The organism is Kitasatospora sp. NPDC088861, assembly GCF_044750105.1.
GTDB lineage: Bacteria > Actinomycetota > Actinomycetes > Streptomycetales > Streptomycetaceae > Kitasatospora.
Genome location: NZ_JBIVJF010000033.1, coordinates 22,666 through 39,621 on the forward strand (window position 1 = coordinate 22,666; position 16,956 = coordinate 39,621).

Below are 16,956 nucleotides of genomic sequence, written 5' to 3' on the forward strand. Positions count from 1 at the left end.
CTCGCCGGTCAGGGCACCGGGACGCGGTACGGCTCCGGGGCCGGCTCGGCCCGGTGGTGGTGGCGGGCCGGGCGGAGCGGCCACCAGAGGGCGCGGCCGAGCAGGGCGGCGACGGCGGGCACCAGGACCAGGGACAGGACGACGGCGGAGAGCAGGATGCCGAGCGTCAGCGCGAAGGCGACCTGTTCGCTGCCCGGGGTGGCGGCGAGGGTCGCGAAGGAACCGGCCAGGACCAGGCCGGCCGTGGCGATGGCGGGCGTGGTGTGCCGTACGGCGCGGGCGACGGCGGCGCGGGGCGGGCCGGGGCGCTGCATCTCCTCGCGGATCCGGTCGGTGATGAGGATGTTGTAGTCGGTGCCCAGCGCCACGACGAACAGGAACAGCACCAGCGGGAGGGTGAAGCTGACGCCCGGTTCGCCCAGCCCGTGCTGGAACAGCAGGGTCGCGGCGCCGAGGGTGGCGGCGAAGCCGAGCCCGACAGAGAGCATCAGGACCAGCGGGGCGAGCAGGCTGCGCAGGAGCAGCAGCAGGATCAGGGCGATCAGGGCGGCCGCGACCGGGAAGACAATCGCCAGGTCGTGGTCGACGGCGGTGGAGATGTCGGCGAAGATCGCCGCCGTGCCGCCCACGTGGGCGCTGGTCCCGGCGGGTGTGTGGGCGGCGACCGCAGCGCGGACCGGGCCGGAGGCCAGGTCGCGGGCGCGCCGGCTCTGCGGGTCTGCGGTCAGGTAGAGGTTGATCCGGGCGGCGCGCCGGTCCCCGTTGAGGACGGTGCCGCCCGTCATGCCGACGCCATCGACCTGGGTGAGGGCGTGGGAGAGGCCGTCGAGCCGGCCGGGGGTGAGGGTGGTGCCGTCCGTGGTGACGACGTAGACGCTCGTCGGGTCGGAGACGCCGGCCGGCAGGGTGCGGGAGATCTCGGCGGCGGTGGCGGCGGCCGGGGTCCGGTCGCCGGCGCCGCCGAGGCCGTAGTCCATCCGGATCCCGGTCATCCCGGCGGCCAGCGCGCCGAGCAGGGCGAGGGCGGCGAGCAGCATGGGCAGTGGCCGCCGGGCGACGAGCGTGCCGAAGCGGGCGGCGAAGCCCTCGCCCGGCTGGCGACGCAGGCTGCGGGAGGGCCAGAACATGCCGCGGCCGCAGGCGGCGAGCAGGGCGGGCATCATGGTGAGACTGCCCAGCAGCATGACCAGGACGGCGACGGCGATGGCCGGGCCGAGCGAGCGGAACTGACCGAAGCTGGCCACGCCGAGGGTGGCGAAGGCGGCGACGATGGTCAGCGCGGCCGAGGTGATCGCGGTGCCCACCCGGGCGGTCACCTGGGCGGCGGCTTCGCGGGCGGGCTGCTCGGGCCGGGCCCGCAGGTGCTCGCGGAAGCGGAAGAGCAGGAAGAGCAGGTAGTCGACGCCGATGCCGAGCAGGACCACGGAGACCAGCCCGGGGGTGCCGGCGTCGAGCTTGAGGCCGGTCAGCGTCGCGGCGACGGCCACGGCTCCGCCGGCCACGCTGCCGATCATGGCGACGGCGAGCAGCGGCAGCAGGGCCGCCGCCACGCTGCGGAACACCAGCACGTTGAGCAGGACGATCAGCCCCATGACGAGCGCGCTGCCGACCGTCGCGGCGGTGCGGTGGGAGTCGGCGGTGTCCACGGCGTCGGCCAGTCCCCCGGTGAACCCGGTGCGCATCCCGGCGTCGGCGAACTGGGCCCGGGTGGCGTCCCGGAACGCCCGGTAGACGCCTTGGACGCCCTCGTCCGCGGCGTTGCCGGTCAGTTCGACGGAGAGCAGTTCGAAGCCGCGGTCGGGTGCCACCATGGCCGGGGTTACCCGGGGGGTCTGGGACCGGTCGGGGACGAGGAAGGCCGGCTCGTCGTCCTTCCTGGGCATGACGACCCGGCGCTGGGCGAGCTTCGCCGCCTCGGCCTCGACCCGCTGCTGGTCGGCGGCGGTGAGCGCCCGGCCGTCGGTCCTGGCGACCAGCACCGTGACCGTGGTGGCGTCGGGCTTCATCCCGAAGTTCTCCTCGGCGATCCGCAGCGCGGCGGCCGAGTCGTAGCTCTTGGGCAGGAAGTCCCCGGTCTGGGACTGGGTGACGCGGGCGAGCAGCATCGGGCTCAGCAGGGCCATGGAGATTGCCAGCACCACCCAGAGGGTGATCACCTTCCACGGGTTCCTGGTGGAGTATCCGGTCAGTGCGCGGATCACGGTTTCCTCCGGCGGTGGACGCGAGCGTCCGCAAGGTCGGTCTCGGCTCCGGGGGTTCCCGGCCGGGTTCCAGACCATCACCCGGGGTGGGCCGCGGACGTCCCTGCGACGGACGATCCGCACCGGGGCCCCTGCTCCTCGGCCGGGCCCGGACCCGGGACCGTGGTCCTGGTCCGGGCCCCCGTGATCGGCCGTGGGGACCATGCCGGGGCGGGGTGGGCCAATGCCAGAATGGTTCATCGGGCCTGTTCAGAGCCTGTGCAGGGTCTGAAACAGGGTCTGATCGGGGCCTGATCGGGCTCGTCAGGGCTTGTCAGGGCTCATCGGTGAGGCGCGGCGCGGGCCGGGCACGGAGGGGGAACGGACATGGGCGGTCATCAGCGCCCCGCGATGGACGCGGCACTCGGGGCGGACCCGCCGCACCCGGCGCACCGGGCGAGCGGGAGCCCGGGGCCCGGCGGGGTGGCGGACGCGCCGCCGGAGACCGACGGCGCGCCGTGGACCCACACCGACGCGCTGGTGGCCGCCGGCGCCTGCACGCTCGACCTGCTCAACTACCTGCTCTTCAGCGAGATGGACGGGGTACGCCGGGTGACCCCGCCGGGCCTGCTCCTCGTCGCGCTGTCGGCCCTGCCGCTGCTCGTCCGGCGCCGCCACCCGGTGCCGGCGCTCGCCGTGGTCCTGGTCGTCGAGTCCGCGATCGACCTGTCCACACCGGCGAGCACCCACTTCGGCGCCGTCCTGATGGTCAGCCTGTACTCGGTCGCCCGGGCCCGCCCCGCCCCGGTGGCGGCGGCCGCCGCGGCGGTGACGACGGTGCTGACCACGCTGAGCCAGAGCCACCTGCGCGTCCCCTCCTGGCAGGCGCTCGCCGGCACCTCCTGCTCCACCCTGCTCGTGGCCGGCGTCGGCCTCGCCGTGGCGCGCTGGCAGCGGGAGGTCGCGGCCAACCGCAAACTGCTGGCCGACCGCGCGGTGGCCGACGAACGCCGCCGCATCGCACGGGAGTTGCACGACATCGTGGCGCACCACATCACCACCATGCAGCTGATGGCCGGCGGCGCCCGGGCCAACCTCACCCACCCGGAGGTGGTCCGGGACGCCCTGGTCACCCTGGAGTCCTCCGGGCGACTGGCCCTGCGGGAGATGCGCCAGCTCCTGGACGTCCTGCGGGCCGGCGACGAACCGGACACCGCCCCGCCCTCGCCCCAGCCCGGGGCCGAGGACCTCGGCCGACTGGTGGACGAGTCCCGGGTGGCCGGCCTGCCGACCGACTTCGGCGTCCACGGGCCCCGCCGCCCGCTGCCGCCCACCGTCGGCCTGACCGTGTTCCGGATCGTCCAGGAGGGCCTCACCAACGCCCGCAAGCACGCCGGGCCCGCCCGCGCGACCGTCACCCTGACGTACGGTCCGGACCGGGTCACCGTCGAGGTGCGCGACGACGGGGGCACGGCGGGCACGGGCGGCGCCGCACCGCAGGAGGCGGCGCCGGCCGGCGGCCGGAGCGGGTACGGCCTGATCGGCATGCGCGAGCGCGTCGCCCTGCACGGCGGCACCCTGCGGACCGGACCACGTCCGGAGGGCGGCTTCGCCGTCCTGGCGGACCTGCCACTGGCCCCGGAGGAGACGGCCGACGCGGCCGTCCAGCACGGAACGGCGACGGCCCGGTGAGGTCGAACGACGGCGGCCCGGTGGGCGCGGTGGCACCGGGCCGCCGGGTCCTCATCGCCGACGACCAGCCGCTGGTGCGGCGCGGCCTGTCCCTGATCCTCTCCCCCGACCCGTCCTTCGAGGTGGTGGGCGAGGCCGAGAACGGGGAGCAGGCCGTCACCGCCGCCCGCCTGCTGCGCCCCGACGTCGTGGTGATGGACATCCGGATGCCCGTGCTCGACGGGGTCGGCGCGACCCGGGAGCTGGCCCGCGCCCTCCCTTTCTGCCGAGTCCTCGCCCTCAGTACCTTCGACATGGACGAGTACGTGGTGGCCGCGCTGCGCGCCGGCGCCAACGGGTTCCTGCCCAAGGACTCCCGCCGGAGGAACTGGGCGCGGCGATCCGCACCGTCCACGCCGGCGAGGCTAGGGCGCTTCCGCCGACTGCTGGAACAGTCCGGTGTCGGCTATGTCCTGGCAGTGCCCAAGTCCCAGTTCAGCGTGGGCTGTCCACGTATCGACCGGCTGTTCTCCCAGGCCCCGGCCGAGGCCTGGCAGCGGATCTCGTGCGGGGACGGTGCCAAGGGACCGTGTATCTACGACTGGGCGGCCATCCGGCTGCCCGCGGTGGCGGAGTTCGGCTACCAGGGCGAGGTCCAGGCTCGCCAGCGGTGGCACTGGCCCGCCGCAGTCTGAGCAGGCCCGACGAGATCGCCTACTACCTCGCCTACTCGCAACTCGAAACGAATGTTGAGCAGTTGGTGCGAATTGCCGGGACGCGCTGGGCGATCGAGGAGTGCTTCCAGGCTGCGAAGAACGAATGCGGCCTGGATCAGTACGAGGTCCGTCGCTACACCGGCTGGATGCGGCACATCACCCTGGCCATGCTCGCCCACGCCTTCCTGGCCGCGATGGCGGCGGCATCAAAGGGGGCTGCAGAAACGGTTCCCGCGCCTTGGTGGACCTCACCGTGGCAGAGATCCGGCGGCTCCTGGCGGCTGGCCGTCCCCACGGTCTGCGTCCGCCACGGTGCTCGCCCCGCGCTCACGCCTTGAACTGGTCTATCTGGCGCCGAGAGCGCCAGGCCGTCGCCCGCCGCTGCCACTACCAACGCCGACTGCACACGATCGAGGGGCGGCCCCATGAAGACCGCCCCTGACAGCCATCAGCCCACTACACTCACCACATGGCCTCTGAGCAGGCAAAACGTCGAAGTCCTGCTGGAGTACTAGGCCGCCCTGGACCGCGCGGTCGCCCGCTACAACGCCGCACTGTTCACCCCCACCGGGAAGGCCCGCGGCCAGGCGGCCGAGCTGCTGCGCCAGGTCGTCGCGTCGATTACCGCCGACGAGACCGAGCACGCCGCCCGGCTGCTCGACTCCCTCGGCCCCGACCCCACGGCCGGGCCGGTAGGTGGCCACCTGAGCGGCGAGTCGGCCGAGGCTAGCGCCGCCGGTCGATCGTGGCGGGCGGAGCGAAGCCCAGTGCGGCCAGGATCGGCAGGTTCGAGGTCAGCTGGTGCGCCGGCAGCTCCGCGTAGATCTCGTGCGCGGAGTCCCAGGCCTGACGTGAGCGCTGCTCGCACCCCAGCGCCCGGTGGGCGGCGGCCAGTCCCGCCAAGGCGTGGGCCCGCTGGGCGGGATAGCCCGTCAGACGGCTGCTCACGGCGAGGGACCGTTCGTAGTGCCCGACCGCCCCCTCCGGCCGCCCGAGGGCGTGCTGCGCCGCCGCCAGGGTGTTGAGCAGAGAGCAGTCCATCGGCCCGTTCCGCTGGGCCCTGGGCCGGGCGAGCACCCGGCTCGCGTGGTCCGATGCTTCCTGGTAGCGGCCCAGGAGCAGGTAGGTCGGGGCCAGGCTGGCACGGCAGAGGTCGGCCGTCCAGTCATCGGTCTCCGGGCCGTCGGCCGTCAGCAGGTCGAGGGCCCGCTCGTAGTACTCCCCGGCGTCGGCGTAGCGGCCCGTGAAGTAGTGGTAAGCGCCGAGGTAGGCCAGCGCCCGGCCCTCGGTGCACCGGTCGCCGGCATCGTGGGCGAGGACCCTGGCCCGCTGGAACGTCCGCCGGGACAGGGTGAGTTCGCCCAGGGCGCCCCAGACGTGGCCCAGATCGTTGAGGCCGTGCGCCTGGGCGCTCAGGTCGCCCAGGCGGCGGGCGGCAGCCACGGCCGTCCGGCCCAGGGCCACCCCTTCGGTCTGCGGCGAGGTGCGGTGGAGGTAGCTCCACAGCAGCGCGGGCAGTTTCCAGGCCGTTTCGTCGTGCCCCCGCTCGTAGGCGTGGTGGGCGGTGGCGAGCAGGTTCGCCCGCTGGTCGTCGCACCAGCGGGTGGCCTGTTCGGGGCCGGTGAGGTCGGCCACCCGCAGGCCCTCGGGCGGCGGGCCGAGCGGGACCTGCCGCCGCCCGGGGGTCAGCACCCGGGCAGCGGCGTGCGCGTGGTGCAGGCACCACGCGTGCCAGCGCTCGAGCAGCTCCCGCTGTTCCTCCGGGCTCTCCTCGCGGGTGCCCAGCTCGGCCGCGAAGAGCTTCAGCAGGTCGTGGAAGCGGTAGCGACCCAGTGACGGCTCGGCGAGCAGATGGGCGGTGGTCAGGCGGCCGAGGAGCCGTTCGCACTCGTCGACGGCGGCCGCGGACAGGGTGGCGGCTACGGGGGCGCTGATGTCCACCCCCGGGAACAGGCCGAGCCGGCGGAACAGACGCCGGGCGGCGGGGTCGAGCGCCCGGTAGGACAGGCCGAAGGCCGACCGCAGGGAGGAGCGGTCGTCACCTCCGGCCTCCAGGGCGCCCAGGCGGTCGGTGGAGGAGGCCAGCTCGTCGGCGAAGGCGGCGAGATCACGCTGAGGCCGGTCGCGCAGCTGGGCCGCGGCGATGCCGAGTGCCAGCGGGAGGTGCCCGCAGGCGTCGAGCAGCCGGGCACCGGCCTGCCGCTGCGCCTCGGCGGCGCCGACGCCCAGGACACGGGCGAGCAGCGCCTGTCCCTCGGCGGGGGTGAAGCCGTCGAGTCCGACCCGGTGGGCGCCCTCGCGGGCGACGAGCCCGGTGAGACGGTCCCGGCTGGTGATCACGACGGCGCAGCCGCTGCCGCCCGGTAGCAGTGGCCTGACGTGCTCCGGGCCGGCGGCGTCGTCGAGGACGACGAGCATCCGCCGCTCCGCCAGCAGTGACCGGTAGAGCGCGGACGCCTCGTCCAGCTGGGCCGGTATCGACTCGGCCGGCACGCCCAGCGCGCGCAGGAACGCCGCCAGCACCCCGTGCGGGGAGCGGGGGCCGGCGGCGGACCAGCCCCGCAGGTCCGCGAAGAGCCGTCCGTCGGGGAACCGCTCCCGCGTGAGGTGGGCCCAGTGCAGCGCCAGCACGGACTTCCCGACTCCGGCGGCACCCGTGATCACGGCGCACGGTGTCGCCGTTGGGCGGGCGCCGGGCTCTCCGGTGGTCAGCACCCGGTCCAGTACGAGCAGTTCGGGGGCGCGGCCGACGAACACGGAGAGGCCGGAAGGGAGCTGCTCGGGTCGCGGGTCCGCTGGGGGCACTGTAGGGGCGACACCGGTGCTCGGGGCGGTCCGGTCCGGACGGGCGGTCGGTGCCGGACAGGGGAGGAGGAGGGCCCGTTGGAGGGCCTGGGCCTCAGGTGTCGGGTCCAGCCCCAGGTCCTCGGAGAGCCGGGAGGCATGGCGCCGGTAGGCCTCGAGCCCGTCGCTGTGTCGGCCGGAGCGGTGCAGGGCGGTCAGCAGCTGCCGCACCAGGCGGTCACGGAGCGGGAAATCGGCGACCAGGCCGGTCAGTTCCGCGGCGACCTCGCGATGCCGCCCCGCCTCCAGCTCCAGTTCGTAGAGCCGCTCCAGCACGGCCATCCGCTGCTCCTCCAGGCCGGCCGCGAGGGCGGCGAAGGCCAGGCCGGGCAACCCGTCCAGCGCGGGGCCGCGCCACAGCTCCAGGGCTTCGCGCAGCCGGGGGACGGCCTGGGCCGCGTCCAGGTCCTCTGTCGCCGCGGCCCGGGAGGCGAACAGGCGGTGGTCCACCTGGGCGTCGTCCGCCACCAGCCGGTATCCCGCGCCGTCGGTCACGATGGGGGAGGCCGGACCCGTGCCGAGCGCGCGGCGCAGCAGGCCGACCATGTTGCGGATCTGGCGGTCCGCCGTGGCCGGAGGGTCCTGGTCCCAGACCGCGTCGACCAGCCGGGGGAGCGGGACGGTCCGGTTCGAGTGCGCCACGAGCATCGCCAGCAGACTCCGCTGACGGCGTCCGCCCAACCGTACGGGAGCGGCCCCGGCTCGCACCTCCAGGGACCCCAGGATCCTGAACTCCATTTCCCCCCATCGGCGATATTGAGACAACTCACCCGGGAGACGACAGTATTGACGAAGCGTCACTCCGTGCGTCCCGGGCGTGTCGCCTGAACTGTCACGTGCCGGCACACGGCAGCGCGCGTCACGATAGAGCAGTGATCAGATCATGCCAGAATCGTGCAGCCGATTGAGAGTGTTGCCGTGCACCGGCCGAAAGGCGCCGGTCTTCGACCCAGGAGTTGATCAACCATGGCACACTCCCTCAAGCGCATCGGATCCGTCCTCGCGGCGACGGCGATCGCACTGTCCTTGTCCGGCGCGGCCACGGCCGTCGCTCAACCCACGACGGCCGGAGACTCGACCCGGCACTGCGTGGTGAACGCGCAGGGCGGCCAGGCACAGTGCTTCGGCACCTACCGGGAGGCCATCAGCTACGCCACCGGCGGGCGGGTCGCCGACGCTCCGCCGACCGCCGCCGAGGCCGCCCGCGACAGCACGTTCGCCAAGGAACTGAACAGCCCGGCCGGCCTCTCCGACCTGGTGGTCCTGGGGACGATCTACCAGGACTTCTTCTTCGGGGGCCAATCGGTGACCTTCACCGGCCCGCACGCGTGCTACAACGGGAACGCCGCCGACTACTCCTTCGACATCCCCGCCCCGCTCCAGGACCACGTCTACTCGGTGCGCCCGTACGCCAACTGCTGGTTCAACCTGTTCACCGGATTCCAGGCCACCGGCTACGAGAGCCCCAGCTACAAGGGTGAGACCGTCTCGGTGGACGAGGCCTGGCGCACCCACGCCAAGTCGTTGACGCTCGGCTGAGCCACGCTCCCGGCACCCCCACTCCGCCCCACTCGGAGGGTCCCCTCCCCGGCAACCTCGGCAACCTCGGTAGCCGCGGGGGCACAGCCGGGGCAGGGGCGCATGACCGGCCAGCGGCATCTGTCACGCTTCGTCACCGGCGATGACGGACAGAGCCGTTGGTGCAGATCCCGGTCATGAGGGGCTGGTGGATCGACGGGCCCTGGTAGGGGCGTGTTCGTGACTGGTCACCAGGTGATCAGGACGTAGCTGTCGCCCCCGCGGGATCCGGAGGCGTTCCGGGCGTTGGCGCCGGCGGCGCCGGACTTGTCGTCGGGGCCAGGCGGGTTCTCGCCGCCGGTGCCGCCGCCCGGTGCCGCCGGTCGAGGCGCGGCCGTGTTCGAGCTTCAGGGTGAAGGCGCGTCAGACGAGTTCTGCAGGTCGTTGGTGGCTCCGGCCCTTGTGGCGAGGGAGGCGGGAAGCCGGGGCAGTGTCGCTGTCGAGGTGGGGCCGCCAGCGGGTTGAGTCCGGCGAAGGAGAGCGCCGGAACATCCGGGCAGGCCGGAACGGGCCTGGCCGGTTCCGGCCTGCCCAAGGTCCTTTCGGAGCTCCTGACCGGTGGTGAGACTGGTGACCGCCGTCAGGGAGCACCTGCCTGGGGCGCACACCGGACCAGGTGTCACCGACCGCTGCTCCTGCAGGACAGCCGTCACGGCCCGGTGTGTGCCGAGCACCACGCACGGCCGATCCCACCCCTCTCTCCCCGCTGGAGCACCGTCATGCCCTCGAAGACGTCCAAGCTGCTGCGCGTCACGCTCGCCGCAGCGGACATAGGCTGACCCAACTACCAACCGGAGGAGCGTCACACCGTGGGACCGACCGTCGACAGGCCAGCGCCGCAGGTTACCGTCGCAGACATCCGTACCCTTTTGGACTCTTCCGCTGAGTTCCCCGTTCTGTACATCAACTACGGTCCTGGCAGCGGGGGCACCGAAGCGGAGTTGGACGTGTGGGCCGCAGGCCTGGTCTACCAGGCGGACATCGTCCTCACCCGCGCGACCGCTGTGGACCTGCTCGGCGAGGAACCCAACAGCGAGACCATCGCGGCGTTCCTGCCGAAGGTTCAGCAGGCTGTGGACCAGATGATCTCGGTCCGAGGCATGTGAAGCCGACCTGCTGCTTGAGGACCGTCTCATCCGGCCGTAGACCCGGCACCATGCCGCCTCCCCGGTCTGCGGCGATCAGCTCCCCGCCGCCCCCGTCCGCTCCCGGTGCTCTTCCGTAACGGCCCGGGCGGGCGAACCAGACGCGCGTGGTGCAGAGCCGACCAGGTTTCCCCGAAGCAGCGCTATTCGCCTTGGAGTAGTACGCCACTGCTCCGGCTGTAGGTCTTGAGCGTGAGGCTCCAAGGGCCTCGATGACTAAAAATCATGATAAAGCACATCAAGTGTCCAGGTTTAGTTCCTCTCCCACGGGACATCAACCTTGCACCCCGCGAACAGGGTTGCACCGTTTTCCGTCGTCGGATTCCTCAATCAAAGATCACTTTTCGAGGTTGAAATGCCTGAACACTTCAGTCGGCTGACTCTCTACTGCCCCATCGAAAGAGCTGAGAACCCGGCCAGATTGGCAATCAATGAAAGCACGATGGCCTGGGCTGCCAAGCAGGGAATCCCTTCCGACCGGGAACGTCGGGAACGGTTTTCGACGATGCGGCCAGGAGCGCTCGCGGCGGGCGTTGTGCCGCACGGCAAGGAGGAAGGGCTCGCCGCTTTCGCTGATTACCACACCTGGCTCTTCGCATTTGACGACGATTACTGCGACGAGGCCGAGAACGCGGACATGGATGTCACCGAGTGGGCGGCTTTCCTGGCGCGGCTCCACAGGGTGGCCGAAACCGGGGACATCGGGCTCCTGCCGGACAACGCCTATGCCTGGGCGCTCCGTGATGTAGCGTCACGCATCTCTGCATGCGCGACACCCACGCAGTTCTGCGACTGGGCTGACGCCGTCCGGTCCTACTTCGCCGCTCTGGTCTGGGAGCGGTCGCGGCGGCGAAACGGTGAGAAGCCCCAGAGGCTGGACGACTACTTGTTACTGCGCCTGCGCAACGGTGCGATGCAGAGCAGTATCGCGCTGTTGGACGTGGCCAACGGATACGTTTTGCCGCAGGAGTTGCGTGATACGCCCGAGGTCCGGGCTCTGGTGGAGATGTGCGCGGTCCTCGTCTCCCTCGACAACGATATCTTCTCTCATCACAAGGAGTCCCAGCGCGGCTCTTTGGAGGTGAACCTCCTGGATGTGCTGGCATCGGAGCGGCAGACAACGACCGCGGAGTCGCTCCATGAGGCCGTCGTGTTGCGCAACACGGTGATGCGCCGCTTCGTCGAACTGAGCGAGCGTACGGTGACGCCGGAGGTCGGTGCCGAACTCCGGCGGTTCGTCGAGAGTCTTGGCCGATGGGTGCGCGCCAACCTGGATTTCAGCCTTGTCACCACGCGCTATGCCGGTCCGGTACGGGAGCGTCTCGTTCTCAGCCCGCACGCACCGGATCCGCGGCCGACGGAGGAGGCATCAGCCCTTGATTCCGCCGTGATCGGCTGGTGGTGGCGCACTCCGGACGCCGCACCGGCGGGTGAACGTCGGCGGCCGTCCCGGCGGGCAGACCCGCCCACTTGGTGAACGCGCTCCGGACGGCTGCCCCGCCTGTCCCGGCCGTCCGGACCGGGGTCTGCGGACCCGGCCAGGTCAACCCGTCCGACGGTGAACCCCGCGCCCGGGACTGACGAAGACGAGGCGCAATCCACCACAGCACAGGAGGCCATGCCTACCGTGACAACCACCTACACGATGGCGACCGCTCCGGGAGCCCTGCCCGTGCTGGGCCACGCGCTCGCGCTCGCCCGCAGACCACTGGACTTCGTGAGGCAACTGCCCGCACACGGCGATCTCGTACGGATCAAACTGGGACCGCAGACCATGCACATGGTCTGCCATCCCGACCTGCTCCACCAGGTCCTCGCCGAGGACCGCGTCTACGACAAGGGCGGGCCCATTTTCGACAAGTTCCGAGAGCTGGCGGGCAACGGCCTGCTGGGCTGCCCGGCCCACGACCACCGCCGACAACGCAGGCTCGTCCAGCCGGCCTTCCAGCGCGGACGGCTGCCCGGGTACGCGACGATGACGAGCCAGGAGATCACGGCACTTACCAGCACCTGGCACAACGGCCAGGTCCTCGACGTCACCAAGGCGATGTACCAGCTCACCACGGCCGTCACGGCGCGGTGCATGTTCGCCGCCGACATGGACGCCTCCGATTCCGCCGCCCTCTACGGCAGCGTCGAGGCCATCACCCGCGGCATCGCCCGACGGGCCATGATGCCCGTGCCGATGGCCGACAAGCTCCCCACCCGCGGCAACCGCCGCTTCGACCGGGCCCGGGTCCACGTCCGGCGGCTCACCGACACTCTGATCGCCAACCACCGCGCCGACGGCGTCGACCGGGGCGACCTACTGTCCACCCTGCTGGCCCCCCAGGAGGAGGGCGGGCTGGGCCTGACCGACGACGAGATCCACGAACAGGTTCTCACCTTCCTCCTCGCCGGGATCGACACCACCGCCATCCTGCTCTCCTGGGCCTGGCACCTGATCGGCGCCCACCCCGACATCCAGGACAGGCTCCAGGCCGAGGTCGACACCGTCCTCGACGGCCGCCCCGCGCAGCACGCCGACCTGCCCGCGCTGGAAGTGACCGACAGGATCGTCAGCGAGACGCTCCGCCTGTATCCGTCGGCATGGCTCTTCACCCGGAACACCACCAGCGACACCGTACTGGGCGGACACCGTCTCCCCGCGGGCACCACCATGATGTTCAGCGCCTACCAGGTCCACCGCCGCGCCGACCTCTACCCTGCTCCTGACAGCTTCGACCCCGATCGCTGGCAGGGCGCGGGCAAGCCCCCGCCGGGCACGCTGCTGCCCTTCGGGAGCGGGCCGCGCAAGTGCATCGGCGAGGTCTTCGCCCGCAACGAGGCGACACTCGCCCTCGCCTCCATCGCCGCACGCTGGCAGCTCGACCCGGTTCCCGGCCGGCCCGTCCACCCCGCCCGCCGAATCACGCTCACACCCAACGCCCTCTCCATGCGCCTGCGGCAACGGTGGCCGGGACAGCCACCGAACACCCCGGAGGCTTCGTCGTGACCGAGATGGCCAACGGGCTCGCAGCACAGAAGTACGGGGCGGGGCTCCTCGACCACCACATCCCCCAGGAAGAGGCGCGGCTGCGTGCCCTCGAGGCGTACCTCGACCCCACCACACGCTCCGTCATCACTCGTCTCGGCATCCAGCCGGGCTGGCGGTGCCTTGAGCTCGGAGGCGGTGCCGGCTCCGTCGCGCGCTGGCTGGCCGAGCAGTGTGCCCCAGGGGAGGTCGTGGGCACCGACATCAGCACCGCCCTGCTGCCCCGGGACGTGCCCAACCTGTCCGTCCGACGCCACGATGTCGTCCGGGAGGACTTTCCGGCGGCCTCCTTCGACCTCGTCCATGCCCGAGCACTGCTGGAACACCTGCCGGAGCGAGCAGAAGTCCTCGGCAAGATGGCGCGCTGGACCGCACCGGGAGGCTGGGTGTGCGTGGAGACGGTCATGGCGGTCCATCCCCCGGCCGGCACCCGGAACGCCTACCAGCGCTGTCTCAACGCCGTGTTCACCCTGTCCGAGAACGTGATGCGCACCGAGCAGCGATGGGGCACCGCACTGCCGGGACTCCTCTCACAGGCAGGTCTGACCGATATCGGCGTCCACTGCACCCCGGGCCTGGTGGGCAGGAACGGCAACGCCGACGCCTTCCTGCGGCTCTCCCTGGAGCAAATCGGCCCAGCCCTGATCCGCGAACGTCTCACCACACCCGAAGAACTGACGGACTGTACGAAGCTTTTGGAAGGCGGAGAGTACACCGACCTCGCCCTCCTGACCCTGTCCACCTGGGGCCGACGCACCCGCCACTGACTCCCCATGAGCTGATTCCATCCTGAAATCCACAGGTCACGGGCGCCGGCGTGGTGCGGGGGCAGGGTGCTCGGGCAGGTCACGGGCTTGATCGTGCTCTGGTGATCGTCCGCCGGCGGGAGATCGCGGTGTCGATCGCCACGATCAGGGCACGCACGAGCCGCATGCGTCTTCTCCGGTGCTCAGCCGGAGCAGTCGGTAAGGCGATCCCGCGTTCGGGGTGGGAGACCCCGAACGCGTGGACGTCTGTGATCAGCGGCAGATCGTCACGGGTTGCGGAGCGACAGTGGCCACAAGCGCTCCTTCGTGGGGACGACGCTGTCGCTGCCGCCGCCGAAAGGGTATCCAGTGGGCGGCTGGATGCGGTTGAACCGCCGGTGATTGGTCATGGTGTAAGCGCCGGAGGCGGTGAGTACCAGCCGGCCCAAGGGCCGGCATTCGGGGAAGCGCGGCACGGTGTGCCTGCCGTCGCCACGAATAGCGAAGATGTCGTCGCCGAGGGTGTGTTCCGCGAACAACCCGGGGAGATCGGGGCCGAAGTGGCCTGGCCATCGGAGGCGCGGTGGGCAGTACGCACGGCCGGCGCCAAGGCGCGAGGCCCCAGGCGCAGGCGTCGACATCACCACACGGTTGCCGACGTGCGGGTGGTGCCGCCGAGCCGAGCGGACCTCGGTGAGGAAGATCCGTGGATGGCGAGGATCGTGCCGACGGGCTCGAAATGCAGCCGAGGGAAAGTATATTCGAACTAAATTTCCATTAACGAACACAATGGCGATTTCCACTGCCCACCACCGAGGGCGGCCTCCCGGGCCTAAACTAATACAGCAATAAGGTCTATCGAATGTTCATAACATCCCGTAGTGTGTAGCAGCACGGCGAGGAGGCGTCGGCGCACTGCGGAGTGATCACGGGTGATGCGCACGGCTCGACCGTCGAGTTGTATTGGCGCCGCCCGCAGGGCTGCCGTGACGAGAAGACAGGTTTCGTCTCCAAATGACCTGAGCCGTTCGGGCAGAGAATTCGGTGTGAATTCTGGCGTGACGGCGTTCTCTCTTCGGGCCGCCCACTTCATGGCGGACTTTCAGACCTGGCGACCGGGAAAGGTATTGGCATGAGAACGTGGCATACAGATGCAGGTAAGCGGTGGTGACCGTGGATTTCCTGATTCGACCACAGAGCGAGAATTGCCGTCGGATCGCCGATGCCTCCGACCACTGCGTCGTGGGTCTGAGCCCGTTCAACGGCTACTACACACCATGCCGGGTGGAGGCGTTGGTCCAGTGGGCAGCCGGACATTTCACGAGGGTCGACGTTCTCGTTCCCGGATTCGAGGCGGCACATACCCTCACCGCTGCGGGCGTCAGGCCGCTGGAGGCAGTGGGGCGTGTGCGGCGAGCTGTGAACCAGCTCAGGAATCCCGCGGTGCTTGCGCTGTCGCGTGCCGGTGTGTCCACGCCGGAAAGGCGCGTCCATACCTGGACTCAGCTGATGAGCCGACCCGAGTACGCGGCGTTGCGTGAGCGGGCCAGAGCGGCATACCGAGTCGATCCCGCCCTCAGGGTGGCCTGCCGGGCGGTTGCCCGGGGAGCGGTCCAGTCCATCGCGGATACGGAGCCCGGTGAGGAGCAGATCGACGCCTGCGTCAGTTATCCGATCGCAGAGTTGCCGCTGATCGTGGACAGCCCGTCGATCTTTGACGTGGCTTCTTCGGTGTTCGTCTACCACCGGCGGATCGAGCTCGCCGCGGCCCTGCTCGCCGGTCCGGCGACCGGGCTGCGGTCAGCTGCACAACAGGGGTTCGTGGTGGCCGAGCCCGTACTGCCGGGTGGTTCGTGATGAGGCAGCTCAGGCAGCTCCCGATGCCGGCGAGGACACCGGAAGTACCGTTGAGGTTTCCCTTCGTGCTGGGCCCCCTGGGCACGCCTCCGCCCGTGATCCACTGGGCACGCCGACGGCAGCCGGTCTGCCCGGTCGAGCTTCCGGGCGGATCCTGGCTGTGGATGATCTCCCGCCGGGACGACATCCTGCGAGTATTCACCGACCCGGACCTCGTGCGCCTGAGCGATGCCGCTGAAGCACTTCCCCCTCCGGCCGGGATCAGCGGGGCAGCGCGCTCGCGGGCCGGGCAGCCGGGCGCCGAGTATTGCGCGACGTGGGCGGTGGAATCCCACCGGGCCTCGATCGTGAAACAGACGGGTCTCGTCCTAGACGCCATGGAAACCGGGAACAACCCTGCCGATCTGCTGGAACAACTGGCAGCGCCGCTAACAGCCGCCGTGTGCCGCGATGTCTTCGGGCTGTCATTCGATCCCCAGGAATTGCGGAACCTTCTGATCCAGGAAGAGCCGACAGGAAATTCGGCTGTCAGGCACCCGGTCCTGCACTCGCTCACAGAGCACCTCCGGGATGGCCCCGTCCGCGGTAATGCCGCCGGTACGCCCTTTAAAGCCCGCGAACAGCGGGAGGCCGACACTGAACCGTCGCACACCGTGGTGACAGGCTTGCTCGTCCGGTGCGCGAGGTCACTCTTCTCGGCATTGCTGACCGGACCGTTCACTCTCCTGCTCCACCCCAAACCGCTACGGGAGTGCCTGCGCGATCCAGTGCTGTGGCGGGCGGCAGCCGGGGAACTCCGCCGCTACCACCCGGGCACGGTGCTCGGCCCCACCCATATCGCGCTCAGAGACCTGGAACTACACGGCACCCTGATCAAGGCCCGAGACGCGGTATGCGCCTCGCCCCTCGGCGCGGCCTGGGACGAGGAGCACTACCCCACCCCGGCGAAATTCGACATCCATCGTCCGGACGCCGGGTCCACAGACCTTCGCACGGATCCTGGGCCCCTGGCAGACGACGCCCTCAGCAGGCTGGTTCTCACCATCGTCTGCCCCGCCCTGTTCGAGCGCTTCCCACAACTGCGCCTGGCCGTGTATGAACACGAGATTCCCTGGAGAAATGATCTGACGTTCATCCGTCCCGCCTGTCTGCCCGTGGCCTGGTGACGGCCAACCCGATGAGAGG

The 16,956-nt window shown here is 70.8% G+C and carries 11 protein-coding genes and 1 pseudogene; 10 read left to right on the forward strand and 2 right to left on the reverse strand.

Features of this window, described 5'->3' with window-relative positions; translation table 11 throughout:
- Positions 1-8: 8 nt before the first annotated feature.
- Complete coding sequence (locus ACIP37_RS33205; RefSeq protein ID WP_400811902.1) at positions 9-2,201, reverse strand: MMPL family transporter; 2,193 nt, start codon at positions 2,199-2,201, stop codon at positions 9-11.
- A 366-nt stretch (positions 2,202-2,567) separates the two neighbouring features.
- Here ACIP37_RS33205 and ACIP37_RS33210 point away from each other — a divergent pair, with 366 nt between their 5' ends.
- The 3 genes and pseudogenes from ACIP37_RS33210 to ACIP37_RS33220 all read left to right on the forward strand — a co-directional run bounded on the left by ACIP37_RS33210 (position 2,568) and on the right by ACIP37_RS33220 (position 4,905).
- A complete protein-coding gene (locus tag ACIP37_RS33210; protein WP_363588412.1) occupies positions 2,568-3,872 on the forward strand; it encodes a histidine kinase in 1,305 nt (434 codons plus the stop codon).
- Positions 3,869-4,290: pseudogene (locus tag ACIP37_RS33215) on the forward strand (response regulator transcription factor); the annotation flags it as partial. The gene ACIP37_RS33210 and the pseudogene ACIP37_RS33215, both read left to right, overlap by 4 nt.
- A gap of 231 nt (positions 4,291-4,521) precedes the next feature.
- A complete protein-coding gene (locus ACIP37_RS33220) occupies positions 4,522-4,905 on the forward strand; it encodes a hypothetical protein (RefSeq protein WP_400811958.1) in 384 nt (127 codons plus the stop codon).
- Positions 4,906-5,293: 388 nt separating this feature from the next.
- On the opposite strand, the gene ACIP37_RS33225 is transcribed toward ACIP37_RS33220, so the two are convergent.
- Positions 5,294-8,149, reverse strand: a complete 2,856-nt coding sequence (locus ACIP37_RS33225; protein WP_400811904.1) for an AfsR/SARP family transcriptional regulator — start codon at positions 8,147-8,149, stop codon at positions 5,294-5,296.
- Between the two features lie 228 nt (positions 8,150-8,377).
- Here ACIP37_RS33225 and ACIP37_RS33230 point away from each other — a divergent pair, with 228 nt between their 5' ends.
- The 7 genes from ACIP37_RS33230 to ACIP37_RS33260 all read left to right on the forward strand — a co-directional run bounded on the left by ACIP37_RS33230 (position 8,378) and on the right by ACIP37_RS33260 (position 16,937).
- A complete protein-coding gene (locus tag ACIP37_RS33230; RefSeq protein WP_363588408.1) occupies positions 8,378-8,950 on the forward strand; it encodes a hypothetical protein in 573 nt (190 codons plus the stop codon).
- 848 nt (positions 8,951-9,798) lie between these two features.
- Positions 9,799-10,095 (forward strand): hypothetical protein, encoded by a 297-nt coding sequence (locus ACIP37_RS33235; protein ID WP_363633286.1) that lies wholly within the window; start codon positions 9,799-9,801, stop codon positions 10,093-10,095.
- 319 nt (positions 10,096-10,414) lie between these two features.
- Positions 10,415-11,611 (forward strand): terpene synthase, encoded by a 1,197-nt coding sequence (locus ACIP37_RS33240; RefSeq protein ID WP_400811907.1) that lies wholly within the window; start codon positions 10,415-10,417, stop codon positions 11,609-11,611.
- Between the two features lie 141 nt (positions 11,612-11,752).
- Positions 11,753-13,129: a cytochrome P450 gene (locus tag ACIP37_RS33245; RefSeq protein WP_363633284.1), complete on the forward strand. Its 1,377-nt coding sequence runs from the start codon at positions 11,753-11,755 to the stop codon at positions 13,127-13,129.
- A 5-nt stretch (positions 13,130-13,134) separates the two neighbouring features.
- Positions 13,135-13,935: a class I SAM-dependent methyltransferase gene (locus ACIP37_RS33250; RefSeq protein ID WP_363586111.1), complete on the forward strand. Its 801-nt coding sequence runs from the start codon at positions 13,135-13,137 to the stop codon at positions 13,933-13,935.
- 1,146 nt (positions 13,936-15,081) lie between these two features.
- Positions 15,082-15,771 carry a tRNA-dependent cyclodipeptide synthase gene (locus ACIP37_RS33255; RefSeq protein WP_400811910.1) on the forward strand — a complete coding sequence of 230 codons (690 nt, stop codon included), beginning with the start codon at positions 15,082-15,084 and terminating at the stop codon, positions 15,769-15,771.
- A 65-nt stretch (positions 15,772-15,836) separates the two neighbouring features.
- Positions 15,837-16,937 (forward strand): cytochrome P450, encoded by a 1,101-nt coding sequence (locus ACIP37_RS33260; protein ID WP_363586039.1) that lies wholly within the window; start codon positions 15,837-15,839, stop codon positions 16,935-16,937.
- Positions 16,938-16,956 lie beyond the last annotated feature (19 nt).